Raw genomic sequence first — 25,992 nt, 5'->3', positions numbered from 1 at the left:
TGAATTCGATCCTGATTTCGCCGTTCACGAGGGTCGCGATCCCCGGGACCGCGACGGCCACACTCAGCGAAACCAGCCGGTGAAGGTAGATGAACCGCTGCCTCACTCGGCAGCGACCCCCATCCTCATGCGCTCCATCTCTTCGAGCGCGCGGCGATACTCGACCGGCATCACCTTGCGGAATTTCGGACGATACTCGGCCCATTTGTCGAGGATCTCCTTGGCCCGCGGCGAGCCCGTATAGTGCAGGTGGTTCGAGACGAGCTGGTAGAGCCGTTCCTCGTCGTGACGCGTCATGTCGTCGGACACGTCGACCATGCCCTTGTGCATGAGGTCGCCGCCGTGGTGATGCAGCTTCTCCAACATGTCGTCCTCTTCCGGCACCGGCTCGAGTTCGACCATCGCCATGTTGCAGCGGCGGGCGAAATCACCCTCCTCGTCCAGCACATAGGCAACGCCGCCCGACATGCCGGCCGCAAAGTTGCGGCCCGTCTGGCCGATGACGACGACGACACCGCCGGTCATGTATTCGCAGCCATGGTCGCCCACGCCCTCGACGACGGCCACAGCACCGGAATTTCGCACGGCGAAGCGTTCGCCGGCGACGCCGTTGAAGTAGCACTCGCCCGAGATCGCGCCGTAGAGAACCGTGTTGCCGACGATGATCGATTCATGCGGCACCGCCCTGTTGTCGGCCGGAGGACGCACGACGATGCGACCACCCGAAAGCCCCTTGCCGACATAGTCGTTGCCGGCGCCGACGAGATCGAAGGTGATGCCGCGGGCAAGGAACGCACCGAAGGACTGGCCCGCCGTGCCGTTGAGCGTCACGGAGATCGTGTCGTCCTTCAGGCCCTTGAAGCCGTAACGCTTGGCCACTTCGCCCGAGAGCATCGCCCCCGCCGAACGGTCGACGTTTTTGATGTCGACCGCGAAGGCGACAGGCGTCTTCGCGTCCAGCGCGGGCTTTGCTTGCTCGATGAGCTTGCGGTCGAGAATGTCCTGGATCGGATGGTTCTGCCGTTCGGTCCAGTAGGTCGCCTCCTTCGGCGCATCGACCTTGTGGAAGATGCGGGAGAAGTCGAGGCCATTGGCCTTCCAGTGCGAGATCATCGTCTCCTTCTCGAGAAGTTCGGAGGCGCCGATGATCTCGTTCAGCGAGCGGACGCCGAGCGAGGCCAGGATTTCGCGCACCTCTTCGGCAACGAAGAAGAAGTAATTGATGACATGCTCGGGCGCGCCCTTGAAACGCTTGCGCAGCACCGGATCCTGCGTCGCGACGCCGACCGGACAGGTGTTGAGATGGCACTTGCGCATCATGATGCAGCCCGCAGCGATCAGCGGCGCCGTGGCAAAGCCGAACTCGTCCGCACCGAGCAGCGCCCCGATGACGACGTCGCGGCCGGTCTTGAGGCCGCCGTCGACCTGAAGGGCGACGCGCGAGCGCAGCTTGTTGAGCACGAGCGTCTGATGCGTCTCGGCAAGGCCGATTTCCCATGGGGAGCCGGCATGCTTCAAAGAGGTGAGCGGCGAGGCACCCGTGCCGCCGTCGAAGCCGGCAATTGTGATATGGTCGGCACGCGCCTTGGCGACGCCGGCGGCAACCGTGCCGACGCCGACTTCCGAGACGAGCTTGACCGAGATATCGGCCTCGGGGTTGACGTTCTTCAGGTCGTAGATGAGCTGCGCCAGGTCCTCGATCGAGTAGATGTCATGGTGCGGCGGCGGCGAGATGAGGCCGACGCCGGGCGTGGAGTGACGGGTCTTGGCGACCGTCGCGTCCACCTTGTGGCCGGGCAGCTGGCCGCCCTCACCGGGCTTTGCGCCCTGCGCGACCTTGATCTGCAGCATGTCCGCATTGACCAGATATTCGGTCGTCACGCCGAAGCGGCCGGAGGCGATCTGCTTGATCGCCGAGCGCTCGGGGTTCATCGAACCGTCCGGCAGCGGCATGTAGCGGTCCGCTTCCTCGCCGCCCTCGCCGGTGTTCGACTTGCCGCCGATCCGGTTCATGGCGACGGCAAGCGTCGTATGCGCCTCGCGGCTGATCGAGCCGAAGGACATCGCCCCGGTCGAGAAACGCTTGACGATATCGACCGCCGGCTCGACGTCGTCGACGGAGATCGGCTTGCGGCCGAGCGCATCCGCACCCTTGATCGAGAAGAGGCCACGGATCGTGTTCATGCGCAGCGACGAGGCGTTCACCAGCTCGGCGAATTCCTTGTAGCGGTCGGCCGCGTTGCCGCGAACCGCGTGCTGCAGCGAAGCGATGACGTCGGGTGTCCAGGCGTGTTCCTCGCCGCGCATGCGGTAGGCATATTCGCCGCCGATATCCAGCGTGTTGGCCAGCAGCGGATCGCGGCCGAAGGCGGCCTTGTGGCGGTTGAAGGTCTCCTGCGCGATCTCGTCGAGGCCGATGCCCTCGATGGTCGTCGCCGTGCCGAAGAAGTACTTGTCCGTCAGCGCGGAGGAGAGGCCGATGGCGTCGAAGATCTGCGCGCCGCAATAGGACTGGTAGGTCGAGATGCCCATCTTGGACATGACCTTCAGGATGCCCTTTCCGATGGCCTTGATGTAGCGGTAGACGATTTCCTCCGCGTCCACTTCCTTCGGGAACTCGCCACGCTTGTGCATGTCGGTGAGCGTGTCGAAGGCGAGATACGGGTTGATCGCTTCCGCGCCATAGCCGGCCAGAAGGCAGAAGTGATGCACTTCGCGCGGCTCGCCGGATTCCACGACAAGGCCGACCGAGGTGCGAAGCCCCTTGCGGATCAGGTGGTGGTGCACGGCGGCGGTCGCCAGAAGCGCCGGGATCGCGACGCGATCCGGACCGATCTGGCGGTCGGAAAGCACGATGATGTTGTAGCCGGAGGTGACGGCCTGTTCGGCGCGCTCGCAGAGCCGGTCGAGAATTTCCGGCAGGCCTTCGGCTCCACGCGAGACGTCATAGGTGAAGTCCAGCGTCTTGGTGTCGAAGCGGTCCTCGACATGGCCGATGGAGCGGATCTTCTCCAGGTCGCCATTGGTGAGGATCGGCTGGCGCACTTCCATGCGCTTGGCCTTGGCCGCGCCGCCATGATCGAGAATGTTCGGCCGCGGTCCGATGAAGGAGACGAGGCTCATGACCAGTTCCTCGCGGATCGGGTCGATGGGCGGGTTCGTCACCTGCGCGAAGTTCTGCTTGAAGTAGGTGTAGAGCAGCTTGGTCTTGTCGGACATCGCCGAGATCGGCGTGTCCGTACCCATGGAGCCGATCGCCTCCTGCCCCGTCGTCGCCATCGGCGACATCAGGAGCCTTGTGTCCTCCTGGGTATAGCCGAAAGCCTGCTGGCGGTCGCGCAGCGACACGTCGCGGCGCAGCGCGCGCGGCTCGACCGGGCCGAGGTCTTCCAGGATGATCTGGGTGTTGTCCAGCCAGTCGCGGTAGGGATGCTTGGCGGCGAGCGCGGACTTCACCTCCTCGTCGGAGATGATGCGGCCCTCTTCCATGTCGATGAGCAGCATCTTGCCCGGCTGGAGGCGCCACTTCTTGACGATGCTCTCTTCCTTGACCGGCAGCGTGCCGGCCTCGGAAGCCAGGATGACGCGGTCGTCGTCGGTGACGAGGTAGCGGGCGGGACGCAGGCCGTTGCGGTCGAGCGTCGCGCCGATCTGCCGGCCGTCCGTGAAGGCGACGGCGGCGGGGCCGTCCCACGGTTCCATGAGGGCGGCGTGATACTCGTAGAACGCCTTGCGCTCCTGACCCATCAGCTGGTTGCCGGCCCAGGCTTCGGGGATCAGCATCATGACCGCATGGGCCATGGAATAGCCGCCGCGCACGAGGAACTCGAGCGCGTTGTCGAAACAGGCCGTGTCCGACTGGCCCTCGTAGGAGATCGGCCAGAGCTTGGTGATGTCGTCGCCGAAGAGCGGCGAGGAGACGGAGGCCTGGCGCGCCGCCATCCAGTTGACGTTGCCGCGCAGCGTGTTGATCTCGCCGTTATGGGCAACCATGCGGTAGGGATGCGCCAGCTTCCACGACGGGAAGGTGTTGGTGGAGAAGCGCTGGTGCACGAGGGCGACGGCCGACTCGAAGCGCGGGTCGGCGAGGTCCTTGTAATAGGCGCCCACCTGATAGGCAAGGAACATGCCCTTGTAGACGATGGTCGTCGAGGACAGCGAGACGGGATAGAAGTTGCTCTCCTCGCCCTCGTATTCGTCGTAGATGCGGTTGGAGATCACCTTGCGCAGGGTGAAGAGACGGCGCTCGAATTCGCCGTTCGTCGCGGCCTCGCGGCCCGCGCCGATGAACACCTGCACATGCCGCGGCTCGGTGGCGGCGATCTCGGGGGCCTTGGAGAGCGAGGCATTGTCGACCGGCACGTCGCGGAAGCCGAGCAGTACCTGCCCCTCTTCCGCCGTCACGTCGGCGATGACCTTCTTGAAATAGTCGACCAGCTTCTCATCCTGCGGCATGAAGATGTGGCCCACGGCATATTCGCCTGCCTTCGGCAGCGTGATGCCCTGCTTTGCCATCTCCTCGCGGAAGAAGCGGTCCGGAATCTGGACGAGGATGCCCGCGCCGTCACCCATCAACGGGTCGGCACCGACAGCGCCGCGATGCGTCAGGTTCTCGAGCATGAAAAGCCCGTCCTGGACGATCTGATGCGACTTCTTGCCTTTCAGATGCGCCACGAAACCGACACCGCAGGCGTCATGCTCGTTGCGCGGATCATAGAGTCCCTGTTTTTTCGGCAGGCCCGGCGTGGCGGCGCGCGTTTTGGCGCCCGTCGCAGTTGTCTGCGCCCGGGTCTGCCGCAAATCATGTGCTTGAGTCTTCACCACCATTGTCTTCCTCCGTTGGGCCCGCGCCTTGCAGGCATCCGTCTGGGCTCGTGTGGCCGCTGCCTGCCTTCCGGCAAGTGCGAGCACCGAGCGTCTGCTTCCTGAACCTGATGCAGCCGAACAGGACGGCCGATCAGCATGCGATCATCGGGACCGTCGTGGCTTCGGGCATTTCGGGAATGCATCCCGCCCGGCGCCGTTTTCGGCACCGTCCGGCGTCGCGGAGGGTGCCTCTTCGGTCTCTTGACCGAAATAGGACAGCAACACTGTCCTATTTCATGTGCTCTATGCCAGAAACACCCCCACCCCGCAAGGCCATCATGCCAAATAATCACCACCTCATGAAGAAAAATTGCCCGCGCCGGTGAGAGCTTGAAATTAAATTACGAGCCTTCGGCGCTTTGTTTCCGTTCCTTTCATTTTCCGGAAAAACGGTCCTTTCGGCCGATTCCGGCGATTGATCGCCGTTTTTTCTTCACTATGGTCCTCCGCAGGGCCTCATTCGCATTGGAAACCGCATGTTTTTCGCTTCCGACAACTGGGCAGGCGCCCATCCCGACATCGCACGGAGCCTCGTGGAGGCTGCCGGTGGCTTCGCGTCCGCCTACGGCACCAGCGACCTCGACAAGCGTGTGGAAAAGATATTCAGCGAGATTTTCGAGCGCGAGGTCGCCGTCTTCTTCGTCGGCACGGGCACGGCCGCTAATTCCCTGGCGCTCGCCAGTTTCAACCGGCCGGGCGGGCAGGTCTTCTGCCACCGCGAGGCCCATGTGAACATGGACGAATGCAACGCGCCGGAGTTCTTCGCGACAGGCTCCAAGCTCGTGCCGATCGACGGCTCCGCCGGCAAGATGACGCCCGATGCCCTTGCCGCCGCCATCGGCCGATTCCCGCCGGATTTCGTGCATGGCGGCCAGCCCATGGCCGTCACCATCACCCAGGCGACCGAAGCCGGCACAGCCTATACGCTCGATGAAATCGCCGCTCTTTCCGACGTCACGAAAAAGGCCGGTCTGCCGCTGCATATGGACGGCGCGCGTTTTGCCAACGCTCTCGTCCATCTCGACGCGACGCCGGCCGACATGACCTGGAGACGCGGCGTCGATATCCTCTCCTTCGGCGGCACGAAGAACGGCTGCTGGTGCGCCGAAGCGCTCGTTCTGTTCGATCCGGCCAAGGCACGGCAGATGCATTACCTGCGCAAGCGCTCTGCCCAGCTCTTCTCCAAATCCCGCTTCATCGCCGCCCAGTTCGATGCCTATTTCCGCGACGGCCTCTGGCTGAACCTCGCCCGGCACTCCAACGCCATGGCGAACCGCCTCGCCCAGGGCTTCGCCGCCTCCGGCAAGGCCCGCCTCGCCTGGCCGACCGGCTCGAACGAACTCTTCGCCATCCTGCGCAACGATGCAGCCGCGGCGTTGCGCGCGAAGGGTGCCACCTTCTACGACTGGCACCCCGGCCCGGATTTGAAGGCGGGCATGCGGGAAGACGAAACCCTGATCCGCCTCGTCACCAGCTTTGCGACGCGCGAAGCGGATGTGGACGGTTTCCTCTCGGCGCTCTGAAACGCACCGTCCACCACCGCGCCTGGCGCAAACAAAAAGGGCGCCCTTTCGGGGCGCCCTCTTCAGTCCGAACCGAAGCGGCTCAGTTGGTCTGCGCTTCGATCTGCGTGGCTTCGCGGCCGATGGCGGCGATCTCGATACGACGGGGCTTGGCGGCTTCCGGGATCTCGCGAAGCAGATCGATGTGGAGAAGGCCGTTCTTCAGCGAAGCGGCGCGCACTTCCACATGATCGGCGAGCTGGAAGCGGCGCTCGAAGGCGCGCTTGGCAATGCCGCGGTAGAGATACTGGCTTTCTTCGGCAGCATCGTCCTTCTTCTCGCCCTTGACGGTCAGCGCATGTTCGCGCGCCTCGATCGACAGTTCGCTTTCGTCGAAACCGGCCACCGCCATGGTGATGCGATAGGTGTTTTCGCCGGTGCGCTCGATGTTGTAGGGCGGATAGCTCTGGGCCTGATCCGGCTGGCCGAGGCTGTCGAGCATGGTGAAGAGACGGTCGAAACCGACGGTGGAACGATAAAGGGGGGAGAAATCGACGTGACGCATGGTGTCCTCCTTCAGAGCAACGGTTGCGGTCTTCTGAGGGCTGCTCCAGATTTCCGAAGGAACGGCCCGGTTCATCCGGCCTCCGCCCCATTCTGGCGACGGCAGCCTCGACGGACCCTTTCGGCGCCCGTGACGATGAGATGGGAACGCTTTTCCGCCCGTTCAAGGGGGATACCCCGCCGGAAAATCACGCCTCCCGGAAATTTCGCGATGAACGGCAAATGAACGATCGCTTCGGATAGCGTTCAGCTTGGCCCTGCTAGAACCACAACATCGGAAGCAACAACTTTCGACGACTGGGGTGCAACGTCCCTTCCGCCTCGGTCAAATTGCGCCGGACTGCATGTGTCTCACCCCCGTGTCACATGCATCCGGCTTTTTTCTTTGAGGCCCTTTTTCTTTGACGGCTCTTTTTCTTTGACGGCGGCGGTACCAGCGCCTATCCATCGAAGACCCGATCCGAGACGCGTCCGCCCGATGGATTCCATCCTCTACGCCACTGCCGACAATCCCATCCCGGAAAACCACTTTGCCGGTTTCCTGGAGGGCCGTGGCGGCGTGAAGATCCGCTATGCCGTGTTCCGCTCGAAGGAGCGCGAAGCCAAGGGCACGGTCGTGCTGCTGCAGGGCCGCAGCGAATGCATCGAAAAATATTTCGAGACGATCGAGGACCTGACAGCCCGCGGCCTCTGGGTCGCCACCTTCGACTGGCGTGGGCAAGCCGGCTCCGGCCGTCTCATCGACGGCAGCCGCGCCGGCCATGTCGCCCGCTTCGCCGATTACGAGGCCGATCTTTCCCTGTTTCTGGAAAAGATCGTGCTGCCGGATGCGCGCCTGCCCTTCTTCCTCGTCGCCCATTCGACGGGCGCGCTCGTCGCGCTTTCCCAGGCGCCGGAACTGGAGAACCGCATCGAGCGCATGGTGCTCACCGCGCCCTTCATCGCCCTTGGCGGCCAATCGATGAGCCAGAGCAAGATCGCCGTCATCGCCCGCCTCGCCTCGCTCGCCGGCTTCGGCAAGCGCACTTTCCGAAAAGGCGAGCCGTCGTTCGATTTCGCGCGCAATGTCGTCAGTTCCGACACCCGGCGCTTTGCCCGCAACGCCGCCATCTATGCCGAGCATCCAGCGCTTTCCATCGGCTGGCCGAGCGCGCGCTGGCTCAACGAAACGCTGGGCGCCATGCGGCGCGTGACGCATCAGGACCACCTGACACGCATCCGCATTCCCACGCTTCTGCTTTGCCCGACCGCGGATGTGCTCGTGCCGCGCAAGGCCGTCGGCGACCTTGCCCGCATCTTCCGCGCCGCCCGTCTCATCGAGATCGACGGCGCGCGCCATGAGCTTTTCCAGGAAGCGGACCGTTATCGCGCGCAGGCGCTCGCCGCCATCGACGCCTTCATTCCGGGCAGCGACGCCGAGGAAACCAGCCTCGGCGCCTGAGCAAGCCCCTACGCCCGGAGCAGCGCCATCGCCTCGTCATAGACCTTGCGGCTGCCGGCCGCGATGATCTCACCGCCCATTTCCGCCGGCCCGCCATCCCAGGCGGTAATGATGCCGCCCGCCTGTTCGATGACCGGAATGAGGCCGCCCACATCGTAGGGCTTCAGCCCGCATTCGACGACGAGGTCGATATGGCCCGCCGCCAGCAGCGCATAGGCATAACAATCGACGCCGTAGCGGAAGAGCCGCACCTTGTCCTGCACAGCCTCGAAACGGGTCTTGCGGCTCTCGGTGAAGAGATGCGGCGACGTGGTGAACATGATGGCGTCGGACAGGCTGTTGCAGGCGCGCGTCGAAAGCACCTTGCTGCCATCGGGACCGGCATAGTGCGAAGCCTTGCCATCGGCGAAGTAGCGTTCGCCGGTAAAGGGCTGGTCGACGAGGCCCATGACCGCATCGCCATTGCGATAGAGGCCGATCAGCGTACCCCAGACCGGCACGCCCGAAATGAAGGCGCGTGTGCCGTCGATGGGGTCGATCACCCAGACATATTCGCGGTCGAGACCGACGGAGCCGTGCTCCTCGCCGAGAATGCCGTGATCGGGGAAATGCTGCTCGATGAGCACCCGGATAGCCGCTTCCGCGGCACGATCGCCCTCGGTCACCGGGTCGAAACCGGCAGCCTCCTTGTTGACGACATCAGCCCCGACGCGGAAGCGCGGCAGGGTTTCCTTCCTGGCCGCATCGGCAAGGAGGTCGAAGAAGGCGCGGTCTGGAAGCATGGGGCTCTCTCGGCGGGATTTTACACCCGACTTCCTTACTGCATCGGCGGAAAAAACGGAACCGGATTGCGGTCGAAGGCCTTCACGGAAATCGCCCTCTTGCTTCGCAGCCGCACTTGACATTTGTGCAACGCAGCATTACCGTTTTCTTGCAGTCCTTCGGGGCTGTAATACCCTCCTTGGGTGTTTCCTCCCTAGACTTGACCGCGCCGCAAGCGCGGTTTTTTTTGACGGGAACGCCGGACTATTCCGCAGCCAGCGCCCGGTCGGCGGCAAACGCCTCGACATGCTCGCAGAAGTCCTGCAGGAAGGCGGAAATCGCCGTCTGCAGCACCGCGAAGTCGGGCCGTTTGGCCAGCGTCGTTTCATCCACATAGAGGCCGCGATTGACCTCGATCTGCAGGGCATGCAGCCCCTTGGCCGGCCGGCCGTAGTGTTCGGTGATGAAACCGCCCGCGTAAGGCTTGTTGCGCACCACCGAAAAGCCCATGTCCTCGAGAAGCCGCATCGCCACGCGGGAAAGTTCTCCGGAGGCGCTGGTGCCATAGCGGTCGCCGATGATGAAATCCGGCTTCACGCCCGTTCCCGACACGCGGATATTGCCCGGCATGGAATGGCAGTCGATCAGCACCGCAAAGCCGAAGGCGACATGGGTGCGCACCACAAGGCGGCGCAGGCACGCGTGATAGGGTTTGTAGACCGTCTCCACCCGCTCCAGCGCTTCTTCCACGGAAAAGCGATGGCGGTAGATTTCCATGTTTTCCGCAACGACGCGCGGAATGGTGCCGAGCCCGCCCGCGACGCGGATCGAACCGGTATTGGCGAAGGACGGCAACGGGCCGTCGAACATGCGCGGATCGAGTTCGTAGGGCTCGCGGTTGACGTCAAGCCAGGCGCGCGGGAAGTGCGCGACAAGCATGGGCGCACCAAGCGCCGGCGCCACGGAGAAGAGCTGGTCGACATAATGGTCTTCCGAACGGCGGATGCCGAGCGAATCGAGGCGCGAGCGATCGAGGAAGTCCTGTGGATAACGACGCCCGCTATGGGGCGAATTGAAGACGAGGGGCACGCTCTGCGAAACCGGCTCCAGCACTTCAAAGTGGCTGTTTTCGCTTGAGGCTCCCGCCATCACTGTCCTTTACCATGCCTGAAAGTCCTTATCTCGGCATGTTGCCAGCGGGCTTGCCGCGTGTCCATACTGAGAAAGGAGGGACGAGGCCTTGCCCTGCCCCATTCACCGGATATTTACCGGATTACGCTCTTGTAACAGAACCGCCCCCTTGTGGGCCGACAACCTTTAGCAACGGTTCCCGAATTCCATGACACCCAAGATTCTCCTCGCCGAAGACGACAACGACATGCGCCGCTTCCTGGTGAAGGCGCTCGAAAAGGCGGGCTACCAGGTGCTGTCTTACGACAACGGCGCCAGCGCCTATGACCGGCTTCGCGAAGAACCCTTCTCGCTTCTGCTCACCGACATCGTGATGCCGGAGATGGACGGCATCGAGCTGGCGCGTCGCGCCACCGAGCTCGACCCGGACCTCAAGGTGATGTTCATCACCGGCTTTGCGGCCGTCGCGCTCAACCCGGATTCCAAGGCCCCGAAGGACGCCAAGGTCCTCTCCAAGCCGTTCCACCTGCGCGACCTCGTCGAAGAGGTCAACAAGATGCTGGCCGCCTAAGGCCCGGAAAAGACCGCAAAATCGGCGCGCAAAAAAAGCTCAAAAAGCCTATTGACGCCGCCGGACGTTTTGTGGTCTATGCCCCTCATCGGATGGGCGTGTAGCTCAGCGGGAGAGCACTACGTTGACATCGTAGGGGTCACAGGTTCAATCCCTGTCACGCCCACCATTCGATTTTCAAAGGCCTTTCGGGAAACCGAAGGGCCTTTTGCTTTTCCGGTTTTCGCCATCCCTGAGCGGGATGATTTGGGTCGAATCAATCCTCTTCCCAGATTTCGAGATTCGGGTCGCCTGCAAGGAAACGGGCCTGATCGAGATAGGTTTGCGCCGCAGCATGATCGCCGAGCCGCCGGTAGCTTCGCGCAAGGGTGATCGCCGGCAGGGGATGCTTGTGGGATGCGCACCAGTCGAGCGCCTTCATCGAGACGGCAATGGCCTCCCGATACGCGCCGCTATCGTAGAGGGCAGCGCCGAGGCCGCTCTTGATCCAGTGGTCGATATCCGCGCCGGAAAGATGCGAATCCGCATAGTCCGATGCGGCTTGCCAATGCTTGACCGCCTCGGCATGGTGCCCGTCGACGCCGGCCTCTATTGCCTTCTGTGCAAAAGCCAGCGCTTCGGCTTCTTTCGGATTTTCCGTTTGTTTTCGGGGCATTGACCCTTCCTTTGCACGCTTTTTCGCGCCCGCGAAAGGCACGGCGGAAATACACATATGCCGTGCAGGAAACAGTTGACGGCTGCCATTGTTTTGCGCTCATATGATGGTCGGTACAAGTCGCCTTTTCTAGCCGACGGCGATACCAAGCCTGTGAAAAGGCAATCGAATTCGGCATGGAAGGGGCGCGCGGCGAATACTCCCCATCGCACGATTACCCCACGAAACCGTAAAGTGTTTATTGCCTGGCTATGCTTGAAGCGCTCTACCGCAGCGCGAAAAGATAGCGCACCCCGTTGGAGGACGGGAACAGGACTGTCGATTTGATGGGAGGGAGTATCCATGAGCGACACATCCAGCATACATCCGGTGGACGAGAAGCTGCCAGTCGGCAAGCTCGCGACGCTGGGCATTCAACACGTACTCGTCATGTATGGCGGCGCCGTCGCGGTTCCGCTCATCGTTGGCCGTGCCCTACAGCTCAGCCCGCAGGACGTTGCGTTCCTGATCTCGGCTGACCTTTTCGTCTGCGGCCTTGTCACCATCATCCAGTCGCTCGGCGTCACCCGCCACGTCGGCATCCGCCTGCCCGTCATGATGGGCGTCACCTTTGCCTCGGTCGGCCCGATGGTTTCCATGGCCACCATGGTGCCCGGACAGGAAGGTGCCCGAATGATCTTCGGCGCCATCATAGGAGCCGGTTTCGTGGCCCTGCTGCTTGCCCCCATCATGGGGCGGCTGCTGCGCTTCTTCCCGCCCGTCGTGACCGGCACGATCATCCTTGTCATCGGCGTATCGCTGATGCGCGTGGGCATCAACTGGACCTTCGGCAATCCCTTCGGTCCGACCGCGCCCAAGCTGATCAACCCGGCCCATACGGAATGGCTGGCCCAGATCAAGAAGCTCGCCGAGACCGGCGGCCCGGCCGTTCCGGATGGCTTCGCCATCGCGCCGACGGTGTCCAACCCGATCTATGCCGAACCCAGCCATATCGCGCTGTCGGCCCTGGTTCTGGTGTCCATCCTGCTCATCGCCCGCTTCGGTCGCGGCCTGATCAGCAACATCGCCGTGCTCAGCGGCGTCGTCATCGGCTGCGCCGTTGCTGCCGCACTCGGCATGATGCATTTCGACCGCGTGGCCGACGCCGGCTGGTTCGCCGTCGTCACCCCGCTGCGCTTCGGCATGCCGATCTTCGACCCGGTCCTGATCGCCACGATGACGCTCGTCATGATCGTCGTCATGATCGAATCCACCGGCATGTTCCTCGCCCTCGGTGAAATCACCGGCAAGAAGATCGACCAGCAGCAGCTCACCTCGGGCCTGCGCGTGGATGGCATCGGCACCATGATCGGTGGCCTGTTCAACACGTTCCCCTATACGAGCTTCTCGCAGAACGTCGGCCTCGTCGGCGTCACCGGCATCAAGACCCGCTATGTCTGCGTCGCAGCCGGCGTGATCATGATCATCCTCGGCCTCATCCCGAAGATGGGTGCCCTGGTGGAAGCGGTGCCGACCTTCGTGCTCGGCGGTGCAGGTCTCGTCATGTTCGGCATGGTCGCTGCAACGGGCGTGCGCATCCTGTCCAACGTGGACTTCAAGACCTCGCGCAACAACCTCTTCGTGGTTGCCGTGTCGGTCGGCTTCGGCCTGATCCCGCTGCTCGCCCCGAACTACCTGATGTGGCTGCCGCATGCGATCCACCCGATCATCGAATCGGGCATCGTTCTCGCCTCGATCGTCGCCGTCATTCTCAATGCCTTCTTCAATGGCCTGGGTTATGACGAAGCATCCGCGGTCGACGCAGCCCGCATGGCCGACAGCCACTGAGTTTGTCAGGGAAAAGTGGGAACCGGTTTTCCCGAAAAGACAAACGAAAACAAAAGAATTTAGAGCATGTCTGGCTCAATCTGAACCTGACATGCTCTAAAGACAGAAGCCCTGAAACAAGGAAGCCGGCCCGCCTGATGCGGGCCGGCTTTTCTTTGGCCGTATGACCTTGCCGCTCAGTTCAGCGGAACGCGCACGCCCCCGTCGGAGACCGGCGGACGGGCATAGGTGGTGTTGTTGTTGGCCGCCGTGGTGCTGCAGCCGGCAAGTGCCAGAATGGCAAGTGCGGCAACGACGAAACCGGAAATGGGGCGCATGGTCCTCTCCTTCTGAAGTGCCCTTAAGACATAGGGGGCGCGGACGATTCCGTCCACCACACCCGGTAACGAAAAGCCAGGCACCGCCCGGGTTTCCTTCCGAGCGGCCCTGAATACCCTCTGGACTTCCCGGTATCCCGCCCTATCTGGCTGTTTCGGCAGGCCTGATATCCCATCACGCCTCCGCCCTTCGCACCGCCCACCGCCATGCTTGCGGTCCCGGCCCCGCGTTTTCCCAATCCTTCGATCCGTCCATGCAAACCGTGAAAGCGGGAGGATTTTCATGACCCATGCCCAATGCGCCTGCGGCGCCCTGAGACTGACATCGACCGCACCGCCGCAACTGACGGCGCTCTGCCATTGCCGCGCGTGCCAGCGGCGGACGGGCGCGCCATTCAGCGCCAATGCGTTCTATGCGATCGGCTGCGTCGACATCACCGGACCGGCGACGGAGTTCGTTCGGGTCGCCGAAAGCGGCCGCAGGGTCCGCCAGTATTTTTGCCCGACATGCGGTTCGACCCTCTATTGGAAGGCCGACGCCTCGCCGTCCTGGATCGGGGTGGCGGTCGGCGCATTCGCCGATCCGGCCTTCCCGGCGCCCACGCTGTCCGTCTTCGAACAATCGAAACATGGCTGGGTGCAGCTTGACGGGAGCATGGAGCATTTCTCCGCTCTTCCCGCCGATTAGCGGCCGGGCCGGGCGCAGCCCCGGCCCGTTTCGTCGTCAGGGCTGCCCTGTCACCATTCGGCAACGCTGCCGTCCTCATGACGCCAGACGGGGTTGCGCCAGCGATGGCCTTCCTTGGCGCGCTCGATGACATATTGCTCGTCCACCTCGACGCCGAGGCCCGGTCCCTGCGGGATCGAGACGAAACCGTCGGCATAATGCAGCACCTCCTTGTTGGAGATGTAGTCGAGGATGTCGTTGCCCTTGTTGTAATGGATGCCGAGGCTCTGCTCCTGGATGAAGGCATTGTAGGAGACGGCGTCGACCTGAAGGCAGGCGGCAAGCGCGATCGGTCCCAGCGGGCAATGCGGCGCCAGAGCCACGTCATAGGCCTCGGCCATCGCCGCGATCTTGCGGCATTCGGTGATGCCGCCCGCGTGGCTGAGGTCGGGCTGGAGAATATCGACATAGCCGTCCGAAAGAACCGACTTGAAATCCCAGCGCGAATAGAGCCGCTCCCCGAGCGCGATCGGCGTCGAGCAATGGTTGGCGATCTCCTTCAGCGCCTCGCGGTTTTCCGACAGCACCGGTTCCTCGATGAACATCAGATTGTACGGCTGCAGTTCCTTGGCCAGCACCTTGGCCATCGGCCGGTGCACGCGGCCGTGGAAGTCGACGCCGATGCCGATATAGGGGCCGATGGCCTCGCGGATCGTCGCGATGGTCTCCACCGCCTTCTCCACCTTGTCCCAGGTGTCGACGATCTGCATTTCCTCGCAGCCGTTGAGCTTGATCGCCTTGAACCCGCGGGCGACGACCTCGCGGGCATTGCTCGCCACGTCCGAGGGTCGGTCGCCGCCGATCCAGCTATAGACCTTGATCTTGTCGCGCACCTGGCCGCCGAGCAGCGCATGGATCGGCTGGCCATAGGCCTTGCCCTTGATGTCCCACAGGGCCTGGTCGATGCCGGCGAGCGCCGACATGTGCACCGCACCGCCGCGATAGAAGCCGGCGCGGTACATGACCTGCCAATGGTCCTCGATCAGCAGCGGATCCTTGCCGACGAGATAATCCGCCAGCTCGTGCACCGCGGCCTCCACCGTCAGCGCGCGCCCCTCCACGACCGGCTCGCCCCAGCCGACGATGCCCTCGTCGGTCTCCACCTTCAGGAACAGCCAGCGCGGCGGCACGATGTAGGTGGTCAGCTTGGTGATTTTCATGATGTCTCCGTCCCTTGTCCGTGGCGGGGAATCTTCCCCGCAAAATGCGTCAGTTATCGTCGGCCTTGCCCATCAGGCCCGAAAGATCGCGCGCAGCGAGATCGAGGATGCTGCGCGAGCAAGCTTCCGCCCGCGCCCCGTCGCGAAGGCGCAGCGCATCCACCAGCTCCCGGTGCACGTCGAGCGCTTCGCCATGACCGGACGCGGCGCTGTTGGAGGCGTGCAGCGCATAGGAGAGCGCCGCGTGGATGATGGAGGACAATTGGTGGAAGACCTTATTGTGGCTCGCCTTCAGCAGGGTCTCGTGAAACCGGGCGTCCGCGGCGGTGAAGGTTTCCAGATCGTCCGAGGCACCCGCCATGTCGTTGCAGGCGCGTTCGAGATCGGCGATTTCCTGCGCCGTGGCGCGTGTGGCGGCGAGAAACGCGGCAGCGGGCTCGACGGTGCGACGCGCTTCGAGGATCGAGCCCAGAAGCTCGGTCGACAGCACGTCCGGCCCCATCCATTCGAGGATCTGCGCGTCGAGCACATTCCATTCCGCGCGGTCGCAGACCAGCGTGCCGACGCGCGGCCGGCCGCGCACGAGGCCTTTTGTCTCCAGCACTTTCAGGGATTCGCGAATGACGGTGCGGCTGACGCCGTAGGTCTCGCAAAGATCGCTTTCGCGCGGAAGCACCGCGCCCGGCGGAAAACGCCCGCCGCAAATATCGGTGCCGATGGCCGCCGTCACGTTATGACGCACCCGCGGCCGGCGCGACAGCGGGCGCTGCGCCTGTCTCTTAGCCTTGTCCGCCACACTACCCCCGTCGAATGGCTCTAAATCATCGTACAATTACGAAACAATTATACGACAAATTCATGGCAAAGACCATGGAGATTCCGGGTGGCGCATACATTTATGCCGCCAGTCTCCGACAGGATCCGACAGGAAATGCATACCGCGGGGCGCCGTCAGCGGGTGTGCATGACGATATTGACGAGCGTGCCCGCCGGATCGCGCACGAAGAAGCGCCGCACGCCCCAGGGCTCGTCCGCCGGTCCGTATTCGACGGCATAGCCGCCCTTCAAGACCGCGTGGTAGGCCGCCTCCACATCGTCCACCTCCACGGAAAGACCCGGCACCGGCGTACCGGAGCCGCCCTCGGAGGCAAAGCTCACCTGGAGCGGCATGGTGGCCTGCGAGCCGTAGGTGGCGATCCAGCCATGGTCCATCAGGAGATCGAGCCCCAGCACGTCCTCATAGAAGCGGGCGACGGAGGCCGGATCGGCGGTTTCGATATTGGCGACGATGCGTCTGACCTTCATTGACGACCTCTTCAGCGCGCGACGGGCGCGGCATAGACCGGCACTTGCGGGCGGTGCGCCGCCCGCAGATCCTCGACACGCGCCACAACCTTCGGCAGGGATACGACGATATGATGACGCAGCGTCTCCGCCGCCCGCGCGCCATCGTCCACGTCGAGCGCGCGGAAGACGGCTAGGTGCTCGGCGATGAAGGGTTCTTCCGCGGGCATCAGGTGCGAGACCCCGATAATGTGCTTGCTGACACTCAGCATGAAGCGGGCGCGGCGCAGCGCGATCAGCAACTCCCGGTTCGGGCAGTAGCTGAGACAGGTGATGTGCAGGTCCGTTTCGAGGCCATCCATCGCCGCGACGGGGAGGTCCGGATAGCGCGCCAGCGCCTCCTCCAAGCGCTCCGTCATCATCAGGCGCGCGTCGGGCGGGATGAAGGGTGCGGCCTGCACCAGCGCCAGCGGTTCCAGCGCGGCGCGGATATCGTGCAGATCGCGCATGCGCTCCGCATCGAGCGGCACAAGCGTCCAGCGCATGCGCTCGTCCTTCTCGACGATGCCCAGCGCTTCGAGCCGGGTCAGCGCATCGCGCGCCACCTGGCGGCCGACGCCACGGGCGCGCGCCAGCTCCACCTCGCTGATCCGGTGGCGGCCGAAGACGGAAAGATGCACCATCTCGCGCTCGAGGCTTTCATAGATCGCCTCCCAGGCCGGCGCCTTGCGAAGCGCCGGCGCCTCCTCGCCGAGCCCCAGCATCTCGGCCGTCAGAACCAGCCGCTTCGGCGCACCCCGCCCCTGCCCGACGAGAAAGCCGCGCCCGTCGAACCGCCGGATCGCCCCGGCGCTTTCGAGCAGGGCGAAGGCCTGCCGGACGGGCGTCCGGGTGGAGGCGAAGAGAGCCGCGACCGGCCCTTCCAGCAGCAGCGCGCCCTTCGGCAGCCGGCCGCTGGAAATCGCCGCCGCCAGCATGTCGCGGATGCGCAGATAGAGCGGGCCCTGCTCGAGCGCGCCCTCCGCGTCGTCTTCTGCCAGAATCTGCCCGGTGCCAAACATGGCGCGGACCATGGCACGAATGCACTGTGCCGACAACGGTCATGTCCTGCCGCCATCGGGGCAAGGAAATTACGTCGCAGCGGCGAAAATTCTCCATTCCTTTCGTGACGCGGGGGGTATTTTGCGTTAGGGAACCTTGCTGAGGCTCGCAATCCGGCCATCGACGGCCCATATGCCAGCCACGTCCATTTCGAGGAATTGACCATGCCCGCATATCGCTCCCGAACCACCACCCACGGCCGCAACATGGCCGGTGCCCGCGGCCTCTGGCGCGCGACCGGCATGAAGGATTCGGACTTCGGCAAGCCGATCATCGCGGTGGTGAACTCCTTCACCCAGTTCGTGCCCGGCCACGTGCACCTGAAAGACCTTGGCCAGCTCGTCGCGCGCGAAATCGAAGCGGCCGGCGGCGTCGCCAAGGAATTCAACACGATCGCCGTCGACGACGGCATCGCAATGGGCCATGACGGCATGCTCTATTCGCTGCCCTCGCGCGAGATCATCGCCGACAGCGTCGAATACATGGTCAACGCGCACTGCGCCGACGCCATGGTCTGCATCTCGAACTGCGACAAGATCACGCCCGGCATGCTGAATGCCGCCATGCGCCTCAACATCCCCGCCGTCTTCGTCTCCGGCGGCCCGATGGAAGCCGGCAAGGTCGTCCTGCACGGCAAGACGCACGCACTCGACCTCGTCGATGCCATGGTCGCCGCCGCCGACGACAAGATCTCCGACGAGGACGTCAAGATCATCGAGCGCTCCGCCTGCCCGACCTGCGGCTCCTGCTCCGGCATGTTCACGGCCAACTCGATGAACTGTCTGACCGAAGCCCTCGGCCTGTCGCTGCCGGGCAATGGCTCGACGCTGGCGACCCATGCCGACCGCAAGCGCCTCTTCGTCGAGGCCGGTCACCTGATCGTCGATCTCGCCCGCCGCTACTACGAGCAGGAAGACGAGAGCATCCTGCCGCGCTCGGTCGCCAACAAGAAGGCCTTCGAGAACGCCATGTCGCTCGACATCGCCATGGGCGGCTCGACTAACACGGTGTTGCACATCCTGGCCGCTGCCTATGAGGGCGGCATCGATTTCGATCTCGACGACATCGACGAACTGTCGCGCAAGGTGCCCTGCCTCTCCAAGGTGGCGCCCGCCAAGGCCGACGTGCACATGGAAGACGTGCACCGCGCCGGCGGCATCATGCGCATCCTCGGCGAACTCGACCGCGGCGGGCTCATCCACCGCGACACGCCGACCGTGCATGCCGAAACGCTCGGCCACGCCATCGACCGCTGGGATATCACCCGCACCAATTCCGAAACCGTGCGCACCTTCTTCCGCGCTGCACCAGGCGGCATCCCCACCCAGGTCGCCTTCAGCCAGGAAGCGCGCTGGGACGAACTGGATGCCGACGGCGAAAACGGCGTCATCCGCTCCGTCGAACACCCGTTCTCCAAGGACGGCGGCCTTGCCGTGCTTTCGGGCAACATAGCGCTCGACGGCTGCATCGTGAAGACCGCCGGCGTCGATGAATCGATCCTGAAATTTGCCGGCCCCGCCGTGGTCTTCGAGAGCCAGGATGCGGCCGTGAAGGGCATTCTCGGCGGCGAGGTGAAGGCCGGCGACGTCGTCGTCATCCGCTACGAAGGCCCCAAGGGCGGCCCGGGCATGCAGGAAATGCTGTATCCGACGAGCTACCTGAAGTCGAAAGGCCTCGGCAAGGCCTGCGCGCTCATCACCGACGGCCGCTTCTCGGGCGGCACCTCGGGTCTGTCGATCGGCCACGCCTCGCCGGAAGCCGCGCAGGGCGGCGCCATCGGCCTCGTTCGCCAGGGCGATCTCATAGAGATCGACATCCCGAACCGCACCATCAATCTCGCGGTCTCCGAAAGCGAGCTTGCTGCCCGCCGCGCCGAGCAGGATAAGCTCGGCTGGAAGCCGGCCGCGCCCCGCAAGCGCAATGTCACGACGGCGCTGAAGGCCTATGCGGCCTTCGCCGCCAGCGCCGACAAGGGCGCCGTGCGCATCCTGCCGGAATGATCTTTTGCCGGGCGCGGGCTTGTCCCGCGCCCGGGCCTCTTCCTAGAGGTGCTTCGTCGCCTCGGGCGTGTTCCACCAGGCATTGTTTCGTCCGTCGAAATACTGGATCGGCAGCGCCGCCAGGTCGCTGTGCTCGACATCATCGAGGCAGGCGACATTGATCGAAACGTATTCCCCGCCGATCTCCTCCACATAGCCGTGCCCGAATGCCGAGACGCCGCAGGTCTTGCAGAAGCGGTGGTGCCCGCTCATCGTGCCGAACTGGTAGTCGCCGAGATCCGCCTCGTCGCATTGCAGGCGAAAGGCGTCCGGCTTGATCTGGGCGCCCCAATAGCGCTTCTTCGAGCAGATCGAGCAATTGCAGCGGCCTGTGCCGGCCTCCAGGTCGATATCGGCCTCGTACTTTATCTTTCCGCAGTGGCAGCTTCCCTTGTAGGTCTTCAACATCGCGCTCTCCTCGCTTGCGTCATCGTGACGAAAATGACAATATACTGTCAAATTCAATCTCACACAATGACAGCATGTTGTCAATATGAATCCTGACCGTACCCCTGCCGGCGATGCCTTCGCCACCTTTGCCATCTCCGTCCTGCGCCTTGCCGGTCACCTGCAGAATGCCGGTGACGCGCTCGCCAGACCTGCCGGCCAGACCAGCGCCCGCTGGCAGGTCCTCGCCGCCGCCGATCACGCGCCGATGTCCGTCGCCGACGCCGGTCGGGCGCTTGGCATGACACGGCAGGGCGTGCAGCGTGTCGCCGACCTGCTCGAAAAGGACGGCCTCATTCTCTACGCCGAAAACCCCGCCCACCAGCGCGCCAAGCTGATGGTGCTGACGCCGGACGGCAAGGCCGCACTCGAAACGATCAAGGACCGACAGACCGTCTGGGCCAACGCGCTCGGCGAAACCTTGGGCAAAAAGGCAATCGCCGAGGCAACACAAACCGTCATTGCGGCGTTACAGGTACTTGAGAAACAATCCGCGCCGGAGGGATGAGAGCGGCCGTCGCTTTGACATGGGCCATTAATGTTGATACCAACTTATTTGTCGAAAGCCCGCGAAAGAGGAGTTCCGAGCATGAGACCGAACCACGAGATCGTATCCCAGGAGGAATGGCTCACCGCCCGCAAGGCGCTGCTTGCCATGGAGAAGGAAGAAACGAAACTGCGCGACAAGGTGCGCGCCGAACGCCTCGCCCTCCCCTGGGTCAGGGTCGACAAGAGCTACACCTTCGAGACCCCGGAGGGACGCAAGGCGCTGGCGGACCTGTTCGACGGGCGAAGCCAGCTCATCGTCTACCACTTCATGTACGGCCCCGACTGGGAGGCCGGCTGCCCCGGCTGTTCCTTCATGGCCGACCATATCGACGGCATGCTGCCGCATCTCAACCACCATGACGTCACCATGATCGCCGTTTCCCGCGCGCCGCTGGAAAAGCTTGCCGCCTACAAGAAGCGCATGGGCTGGAAATTTCCGTGGTTCTCTTCCTTTGGCAGCGACTTCAATTTCGACTACCATGTCTCCTTCACCCGGGAGGAACTGGCCAGCGGCAAGGTGAACTACAACTACCGCGAAACAGCCTCGCAGGACGCGCATGACGAACTGCCCGGCCTCAGCGCCTTCTTCAGGGACGAGGACGGAACCGTCTACCATACCTATTCCGACTACGCCCGCGGCGGCGAAGAGGCGCTGGGGACCTTGATGATCCTCGACCGCGCGCCGAAGGGCCGCAACGAGACAGGCACGCTCAGCTTCGTCAAGCGCAAGGACGAATATGACGATGCCCCCAGAACGTCTTCCTGCTGCGACTGAACCCATAGCCCAACCGAGAGGGGATGACCGATGCACAAGGACTACGGCAAGTTCTGCTGGTACGAACTGATGACCCCTGACGTGCCTGCAGCCCAGCGCTTCTATGCGTCGGTCGTCGGCTGGTCGATGCGCGATTCCGGCATGGAGGGCATGGACTACACGCTCGCCTATGCCGGTGAGGACCAGGTGGCCGGATTGATGCGGCTTCCCGCCGATGCCGAAGGCATGCCGCCGATGTGGATGGGCTATATCTTCACCGACCGGATAGAGAAGACACTGGAAGACATCACCGAAAACGGTGGCCGGGTCTACCGGCAACCGCAGGAGATTCCCGGCATCGGCCGCTTCGCCGTCGCCGCCGATCCGCACGGCGCGATCTTCTCCCTCTTCAGCACCGAGGACGAAGGCCCGGAGCAGCCCGGCATGATGGAGCCCGCCCGCGTCGGCTGGCACGAGCTGATGGCCGGCGATCTCGACGAGGCCTGGGACTTCTATTCCGGGATCTTCGGCTGGACGAAGGACCAGGCCGTCGACATGTCGGAAGCCGGCATGGGCACCTACCAGACCTTTGCCGTGAGCGGCGGCAACGCCTTCGGCGGCATGATGACGAACCCGCCCGGCTCGCCCGCGCCGCCGCTCTGGGGCTACTACTTCGTGGTCGAAGGGCTGGATGCCGCGGCAAAGCGTGTTCTCGACGGCGGCGGCAGCATCCTGATGGGACCGATGGAGGTGCCGGGCGGCGCCTGGATCCTCAATTGCACCGATCCGCAGGGTGCCCATTTCTCGCTGGTCGCCGCGGCCCGCTGAACGCCGGAAAGCGCAAGCGGCAAGGCCACGCCATTCCCGCTTGCAATCTCTCTTCGCCTTGCACAAACTCCCCCTCGCGGCGGCGCCAGACCGTCCGAGGGGAACAAGAGAGCGTATGTCGATCAAGGCCGGTATCTACCACCTCACCCACTACAAGTACGACAACCCGGTCCGCCTCGGACCCCAGATCATCCGGCTCAAGCCGGCGGCGCATTCCAAGACCAAGGTCATCAGTCATTCGCTGAAGGTTTCGCCGGAAAATCACTTCGTGAACCTCCAGCAGGACCCCTACGGCAACTACCTCGCCCGCTTCGTCTTCCCCGATCCGGTCACCGAACTGAAGATCGAGGTCGATCTCGTCGCCGACATGACGGTCTACAATCCCTTCGACTTCTTCGTGGAGGAGGAGGCCGAGCACTGGCCCTTCGATTATCCGGAGGATCTGCGCGAGGACCTGAAGATCTATCGCACGCCCGAACCGCTGACGCCGGCGCTCGAAGCCTTCATGGCAACCGTCGACCGCTCCCGCCAGCGCACGGTGGACATGGTCGTCGGCCTCAACGCGCGGCTGCAGCAGGAAATCGGCTATGTCATCCGCATGGAGCCGGGCGTGCAGACGCCGGAGGAGACGCTGACCGTCGCGCGCGGTTCCTGCCGCGATTCCAGCTGGCTGCTGGTGCAGATCCTGCGCAATCTCGGTCTCGCCGCCCGCTTCGTCTCCGGTTACCTCATCCAGTTGACGCCGGACCTGAAGGCGCTGGACGGCCCCTCCGGCACGGAAGTCGATTTCACCGACCTTCATGCCTGGTGCGAGGTCTATATCCCCGGCGCCGGCTGGATCGGCCTCGACCCGACTTCGGGCCTCCTGACCGGCGAAAGCCACATTCCGCTCGCCGCCACGCCGCACTACCGCAACGCCGCGCCGATCAGCGGCGGCTACTTCGGCGAAGCGCAGACCGAATTCGACTTCGCCATGACGGTGACCCGCGTCGCCGAGCATCCACGCATCACCAAGCCTTTCTCCGACGAGAGCTGGGAGGCGCTGAATGCGCTCGGCCGCGAGGTGGATGGCATACTCGCCGCCAATGACGTGCGCCTTACCATGGGCGGCGAACCGACCTTCGTGTCCATCGACGATTTCGAATCGGCCGAGTGGAACACCGCCGCCGTCGGCCCGACCAAACGGGAAAAGGCCGACACGCTCATCCGCCGTCTGCGGGAAAAATTCGCCCCCGGCGGCTTCCTGCATTACGGCCAGGGCAAGTGGTATCCCGGCGAAAGCCTGCCGCGCTGGACCTTCTCGCTCTACTGGCGCCGTGACGGCAAGCCGATCTGGCAGAACCCCGACCTCATCGCCGAGGAAGGCACCGCCCATCCCGTCACGGAAGACGATGCCGGCCGCCTGCTTACCGCCATTGCCGGCGAACTCGACATCGCACCCAGCCATGTCGTGCCCGCTTTCGAGGATCCGGCGGAATGGCTGGTGAAGGAGGCGAGGCTCCCCGACAATGTCGATCCGTCCAATTCCAGGCTGGAGGACGCCGAGGAGCGCAGCCGCATCGCCCGCGTCTTCGACCGTGGCCTGACCCGTCCGACCGGCTATGTGCTGCCGGTGCAGGCCTGGAATTCCCGCGCCAGCGGTCGCCGCTGGACGAGCGAGAAATGGCAGACCCGCCGCGGCCGGCTCTTCCTTACGCCGGGCGACAGTCCTGTCGGCTACCGTCTGCCACTCAATTCGCTGCCCTGGCTTTCACCCGCCGTCTATCCCTACATCAACCCGATGGACCCGAGCATCGAGCGGGACGACCTGCCGGATTTCGGCAAGGATACGGGCCGCCCCCTGCAGGCCGCCCACTTCCAGCCCTTTGCCGGCCAGCAGCCGCAGATCGCGCAAGCCGCCGACGAGATCGGCGGCCATGTGCGCACCGCCATCTCCGTCGAGGCACGCGACGGCCGGCTTTGCGTCTTCATGCCGCCGACCGTCAGTGTCGAAGATTATCTCGACCTCGTCGCGTCGGCGGAACGCGCAGCCGCCGCCCTCGGCCTGCCCGTCCATATCGAGGGCTATGCCCCGCCGCAGGATGAGCGCATCAACGTCATCCGCGTGGCGCCCGATCCCGGCGTCATTGAGGTCAACATCCACCCGGCCTCCACCTGGGACGACTGCGTCGACATCACCACGGCAATCTATGAAGAGGCCCGCCAGTCGCGCCTTGGCGCCGACAAATTCATGATCGACGGCCGCCACACCGGCACCGGCGGCGGCAACCATGTGGTGGTCGGCGGCAAGAACCCCAATGACAGCCCGTTCCTGCGCCGCCCCGACCTTCTGAAAAGCCTCGTGCTGCACTGGCAGCGTCACCCCTCGCTCTCCTACCTCTTCTCCGGCCTCTTCATCGGCCCGACCAGCCAGGCGCCGCGCATCGACGAGGCCCGGCACGACTCGCTCTACGAGCTGGAAATCGCGCTTTCGCAGGTGCCCGCTCCCGGTGAAGGCGTGACGCCGCTGCCCTGGCTCGTCGATCGTCTCTTCCGCAACCTGCTGACCGACGTCACCGGCAACACGCATCGCTCGGAAATCTGCATCGACAAGCTCTTCTCGCCGGACGGCCCGACCGGCCGCCTCGGCCTCGTCGAGTTCCGCGGCTTCGAAATGCCGCCGAATGCCCGCATGAGCCTCGCCCAGCAACTACTCATCCGCGCGCTCATCGCCCGTTTCTGGCTGAACCCGGCCAAGGGCGGCTTCGTGCGGTGGGGTACGACGCTGCACGACCGCTTCATGCTGCCGCACTATGTCTGGCAGGATTTCCTCGACGTGCTCGCCGACCTCCGGGACAATGGCTTCGACCTGCGCCCGGAATGGTTCGCCGCCCAGCTCGAATTCCGGTTCCCCTTCTGCGGTGAGGTCGAGTACGAGGGCGCGAAGCTGGAGGTGCGCCAGGCGCTGGAGCCCTGGCATGTCATGGGCGAAGAAGGCGCCATCGGCGGCACCGTGCGCTATGTCGACAGTTCCGTGGAACGCCTGCAGGTGACGCTGGAGACCGCCAATCCCGAACGCTATACCGTCGCCTGCAACGGCCGGCCCGTACCGCTGAAGGCTGCGGGCACGAAGGGCGTCTCCATCGCCGGCGTGCGTTTCAAGGCCTGGCAGCCCGCCTCCGGCCTCCATCCTGTGCTGCCCGTCAACACACCGCTTACGTTCGACATTTATGATACATGGTCGCGCAGAGCCATCGGGGGCTGCATTTACCACGTTGCCCATCCGGGCGGACGCAACTATGACACCTTCCCGGTGAACGGCAACGAGGCCGAGGCGCGCCGGCTGGCGCGGTTCGAGCCCTGGGGACACAGGGCAGGCGGCTATACGCTATGGCCGGAAACGCCGCCGGCGGATTTCCCGCTGACGCTGGATCTGCGCCGACCGCCCGGCCTCTAGCCTCGATACGGAGTACACGGATTGAAGACCA

At 64.1% G+C, this 25,992-nt stretch carries 21 protein-coding genes and 1 tRNA gene; 11 read left to right on the top strand and 11 right to left on the bottom strand.

What is annotated here, in order from left to right:
- Window positions 1-102: 102 nt before the first annotated feature.
- A complete protein-coding gene (gltB, locus tag V8U06_RS07305) occupies window positions 103-4,827 on the bottom strand; it encodes a glutamate synthase large subunit (protein ID WP_427140106.1) in 4,725 nt (1,574 codons plus the stop codon).
- A 515-nt stretch (window positions 4,828-5,342) separates the two neighbouring features.
- Between gltB and V8U06_RS07300 the strand changes: the two genes are divergently transcribed.
- Complete coding sequence (locus V8U06_RS07300) at window positions 5,343-6,389, top strand: threonine aldolase family protein (protein ID WP_427140105.1); 1,047 nt, start codon at window positions 5,343-5,345, stop codon at window positions 6,387-6,389.
- 82 nt (window positions 6,390-6,471) lie between these two features.
- Here the strand turns inward: V8U06_RS07300 and V8U06_RS07295 are convergent, their stop codons facing one another.
- Window positions 6,472-6,933, bottom strand: a complete 462-nt coding sequence (locus V8U06_RS07295; protein WP_427140104.1) for an Hsp20 family protein — start codon at window positions 6,931-6,933, stop codon at window positions 6,472-6,474.
- A 477-nt stretch (window positions 6,934-7,410) separates the two neighbouring features.
- On the opposite strand from V8U06_RS07295, the gene V8U06_RS07290 reads away from it, so the two are divergent.
- Window positions 7,411-8,373, top strand: a complete 963-nt coding sequence (locus V8U06_RS07290) for an alpha/beta fold hydrolase (protein WP_427140103.1) — start codon at window positions 7,411-7,413, stop codon at window positions 8,371-8,373.
- Window positions 8,374-8,381: 8 nt separating this feature from the next.
- Here the strand turns inward: V8U06_RS07290 and hisN are convergent, their stop codons facing one another.
- Together hisN and V8U06_RS07280 are read right to left on the bottom strand one after the other, a co-directional pair.
- Window positions 8,382-9,155 (bottom strand): histidinol-phosphatase, encoded by a 774-nt coding sequence (hisN, locus tag V8U06_RS07285; RefSeq protein ID WP_427140102.1) that lies wholly within the window; start codon window positions 9,153-9,155, stop codon window positions 8,382-8,384.
- Between the two features lie 244 nt (window positions 9,156-9,399).
- Window positions 9,400-10,284, bottom strand: coding sequence for an N-formylglutamate amidohydrolase (locus V8U06_RS07280; RefSeq protein ID WP_427140101.1), 885 nt, complete (start codon window positions 10,282-10,284; stop codon window positions 9,400-9,402).
- A gap of 190 nt (window positions 10,285-10,474) precedes the next feature.
- Between V8U06_RS07280 and cpdR1 the strand changes: the two genes are divergently transcribed.
- Both cpdR1 and V8U06_RS07270 read left to right on the top strand, forming a co-directional pair.
- Window positions 10,475-10,837: a response regulator CpdR1 gene (gene cpdR1 / locus V8U06_RS07275; RefSeq protein ID WP_023512679.1), complete on the top strand. Its 363-nt coding sequence runs from the start codon at window positions 10,475-10,477 to the stop codon at window positions 10,835-10,837.
- Between the two features lie 94 nt (window positions 10,838-10,931).
- Window positions 10,932-11,006: transfer RNA gene (locus V8U06_RS07270), tRNA-Val, on the top strand.
- Between the two features lie 87 nt (window positions 11,007-11,093).
- Here V8U06_RS07270 and V8U06_RS07265 read toward each other — a convergent pair.
- On the bottom strand, window positions 11,094-11,492 hold the full coding sequence (locus tag V8U06_RS07265) for a hypothetical protein (protein ID WP_427140100.1): 399 nt from the start codon (window positions 11,490-11,492) through the stop codon (window positions 11,094-11,096).
- A 342-nt stretch (window positions 11,493-11,834) separates the two neighbouring features.
- Between V8U06_RS07265 and V8U06_RS07260 the strand changes: the two genes are divergently transcribed.
- Window positions 11,835-13,319, top strand: coding sequence for a nucleobase:cation symporter-2 family protein (locus V8U06_RS07260; RefSeq protein WP_226917891.1), 1,485 nt, complete (start codon window positions 11,835-11,837; stop codon window positions 13,317-13,319).
- Window positions 13,320-13,495: 176 nt separating this feature from the next.
- Here the strand turns inward: V8U06_RS07260 and V8U06_RS07255 are convergent, their stop codons facing one another.
- Entirely contained in the window at window positions 13,496-13,636 is a 141-nt protein-coding gene (locus tag V8U06_RS07255) for a hypothetical protein (RefSeq protein WP_427140099.1), read from the bottom strand.
- Window positions 13,637-13,919: 283 nt separating this feature from the next.
- Between V8U06_RS07255 and V8U06_RS07250 the strand changes: the two genes are divergently transcribed.
- A complete protein-coding gene (locus V8U06_RS07250; RefSeq protein ID WP_427140098.1) occupies window positions 13,920-14,324 on the top strand; it encodes a GFA family protein in 405 nt (134 codons plus the stop codon).
- 50 nt (window positions 14,325-14,374) lie between these two features.
- On the opposite strand, the gene dgoD is transcribed toward V8U06_RS07250, so the two are convergent.
- From dgoD to V8U06_RS07230, 4 genes are all read right to left on the bottom strand, one after another.
- The gene (dgoD, locus tag V8U06_RS07245) at window positions 14,375-15,523 is read right to left on the bottom strand and encodes a galactonate dehydratase (RefSeq protein WP_427140097.1); all 1,149 of its coding nucleotides are present in this window, start codon (window positions 15,521-15,523) and stop codon (window positions 14,375-14,377) included.
- Window positions 15,524-15,572: 49 nt separating this feature from the next.
- Window positions 15,573-16,319, bottom strand: a complete 747-nt coding sequence (locus tag V8U06_RS07240) for a FadR/GntR family transcriptional regulator (protein WP_427140096.1) — start codon at window positions 16,317-16,319, stop codon at window positions 15,573-15,575.
- A 155-nt stretch (window positions 16,320-16,474) separates the two neighbouring features.
- A complete protein-coding gene (locus tag V8U06_RS07235; protein ID WP_427140095.1) occupies window positions 16,475-16,828 on the bottom strand; it encodes a VOC family protein in 354 nt (117 codons plus the stop codon).
- 11 nt (window positions 16,829-16,839) lie between these two features.
- The gene (locus V8U06_RS07230) at window positions 16,840-17,868 is read right to left on the bottom strand and encodes a GntR family transcriptional regulator (RefSeq protein ID WP_427140094.1); all 1,029 of its coding nucleotides are present in this window, start codon (window positions 17,866-17,868) and stop codon (window positions 16,840-16,842) included.
- A 204-nt stretch (window positions 17,869-18,072) separates the two neighbouring features.
- Here V8U06_RS07230 and ilvD point away from each other — a divergent pair, with 204 nt between their 5' ends.
- On the top strand, window positions 18,073-19,908 hold the full coding sequence (gene ilvD / locus V8U06_RS07225; protein ID WP_427140093.1) for a dihydroxy-acid dehydratase: 1,836 nt from the start codon (window positions 18,073-18,075) through the stop codon (window positions 19,906-19,908).
- A 42-nt stretch (window positions 19,909-19,950) separates the two neighbouring features.
- Here ilvD and V8U06_RS07220 read toward each other — a convergent pair whose 3' ends face one another.
- Window positions 19,951-20,355, bottom strand: a complete 405-nt coding sequence (locus V8U06_RS07220) for a GFA family protein (protein WP_427140092.1) — start codon at window positions 20,353-20,355, stop codon at window positions 19,951-19,953.
- An 85-nt stretch (window positions 20,356-20,440) separates the two neighbouring features.
- Here V8U06_RS07220 and V8U06_RS07215 point away from each other — a divergent pair, with 85 nt between their 5' ends.
- The 4 genes from V8U06_RS07215 to V8U06_RS07200 all read left to right on the top strand — a co-directional run bounded on the left by V8U06_RS07215 (window position 20,441) and on the right by V8U06_RS07200 (window position 25,961).
- Complete coding sequence (locus V8U06_RS07215) at window positions 20,441-20,902, top strand: MarR family winged helix-turn-helix transcriptional regulator (RefSeq protein ID WP_427140091.1); 462 nt, start codon at window positions 20,441-20,443, stop codon at window positions 20,900-20,902.
- Window positions 20,903-20,983: 81 nt separating this feature from the next.
- The gene (locus tag V8U06_RS07210) at window positions 20,984-21,718 is read left to right on the top strand and encodes a DUF899 domain-containing protein (RefSeq protein ID WP_427140090.1); all 735 of its coding nucleotides are present in this window, start codon (window positions 20,984-20,986) and stop codon (window positions 21,716-21,718) included.
- Window positions 21,719-21,748: 30 nt separating this feature from the next.
- Window positions 21,749-22,525, top strand: coding sequence for a VOC family protein (locus V8U06_RS07205; protein WP_427140089.1), 777 nt, complete (start codon window positions 21,749-21,751; stop codon window positions 22,523-22,525).
- Window positions 22,526-22,640: 115 nt separating this feature from the next.
- Window positions 22,641-25,961, top strand: coding sequence for a DUF2126 domain-containing protein (locus V8U06_RS07200; protein ID WP_427140088.1), 3,321 nt, complete (start codon window positions 22,641-22,643; stop codon window positions 25,959-25,961).
- Window positions 25,962-25,992 lie beyond the last annotated feature (31 nt).

Source organism: Shinella sp. G-2 (assembly GCF_050172695.1).
Classification (GTDB): domain Bacteria; phylum Pseudomonadota; class Alphaproteobacteria; order Rhizobiales; family Rhizobiaceae; genus Shinella.
The sequence above is the reverse complement of the archived record's forward strand: the minus strand, read 5'-3'. Positions and strand labels throughout refer to the sequence as shown.

Bases quoted from the DNA above. Each gene is read 5' to 3' on its own strand.
- gltB (WP_427140106.1), bottom strand. From the start codon at position 4,827: ATGGTGGTGAAGACTCAAGCACATGATTTGCGGCAGACCCGGGCGCAG.
- V8U06_RS07300 (WP_427140105.1), top strand. From the start codon at position 5,343: ATGTTTTTCGCTTCCGACAACTGGGCAGGCGCCCATCCCGACATCGCA.
- V8U06_RS07295 (WP_427140104.1), bottom strand. From the start codon at position 6,933: ATGCGTCACGTCGATTTCTCCCCCCTTTATCGTTCCACCGTCGGTTTC.
- V8U06_RS07290 (WP_427140103.1), top strand. From the start codon at position 7,411: ATGGATTCCATCCTCTACGCCACTGCCGACAATCCCATCCCGGAAAAC.
- hisN (WP_427140102.1), bottom strand. From the start codon at position 9,155: ATGCTTCCAGACCGCGCCTTCTTCGACCTCCTTGCCGATGCGGCCAGG.
- V8U06_RS07280 (WP_427140101.1), bottom strand. From the start codon at position 10,284: ATGGCGGGAGCCTCAAGCGAAAACAGCCACTTTGAAGTGCTGGAGCCG.
- cpdR1 (WP_023512679.1), top strand. From the start codon at position 10,475: ATGACACCCAAGATTCTCCTCGCCGAAGACGACAACGACATGCGCCGC.
- V8U06_RS07265 (WP_427140100.1), bottom strand. From the start codon at position 11,492: ATGCCCCGAAAACAAACGGAAAATCCGAAAGAAGCCGAAGCGCTGGCT.
- V8U06_RS07260 (WP_226917891.1), top strand. From the start codon at position 11,835: ATGAGCGACACATCCAGCATACATCCGGTGGACGAGAAGCTGCCAGTC.
- V8U06_RS07255 (WP_427140099.1), bottom strand. From the start codon at position 13,636: ATGCGCCCCATTTCCGGTTTCGTCGTTGCCGCACTTGCCATTCTGGCA.
- V8U06_RS07250 (WP_427140098.1), top strand. From the start codon at position 13,920: ATGACCCATGCCCAATGCGCCTGCGGCGCCCTGAGACTGACATCGACC.
- dgoD (WP_427140097.1), bottom strand. From the start codon at position 15,523: ATGAAAATCACCAAGCTGACCACCTACATCGTGCCGCCGCGCTGGCTG.
- V8U06_RS07235 (WP_427140095.1), bottom strand. From the start codon at position 16,828: ATGAAGGTCAGACGCATCGTCGCCAATATCGAAACCGCCGATCCGGCC.
- V8U06_RS07230 (WP_427140094.1), bottom strand. From the start codon at position 17,868: ATGTTTGGCACCGGGCAGATTCTGGCAGAAGACGACGCGGAGGGCGCG.
- ilvD (WP_427140093.1), top strand. From the start codon at position 18,073: ATGCCCGCATATCGCTCCCGAACCACCACCCACGGCCGCAACATGGCC.
- V8U06_RS07220 (WP_427140092.1), bottom strand. From the start codon at position 20,355: ATGTTGAAGACCTACAAGGGAAGCTGCCACTGCGGAAAGATAAAGTAC.
- V8U06_RS07215 (WP_427140091.1), top strand. From the start codon at position 20,441: ATGAATCCTGACCGTACCCCTGCCGGCGATGCCTTCGCCACCTTTGCC.
- V8U06_RS07210 (WP_427140090.1), top strand. From the start codon at position 20,984: ATGAGACCGAACCACGAGATCGTATCCCAGGAGGAATGGCTCACCGCC.
- V8U06_RS07205 (WP_427140089.1), top strand. From the start codon at position 21,749: ATGCACAAGGACTACGGCAAGTTCTGCTGGTACGAACTGATGACCCCT.
- V8U06_RS07200 (WP_427140088.1), top strand. From the start codon at position 22,641: ATGTCGATCAAGGCCGGTATCTACCACCTCACCCACTACAAGTACGAC.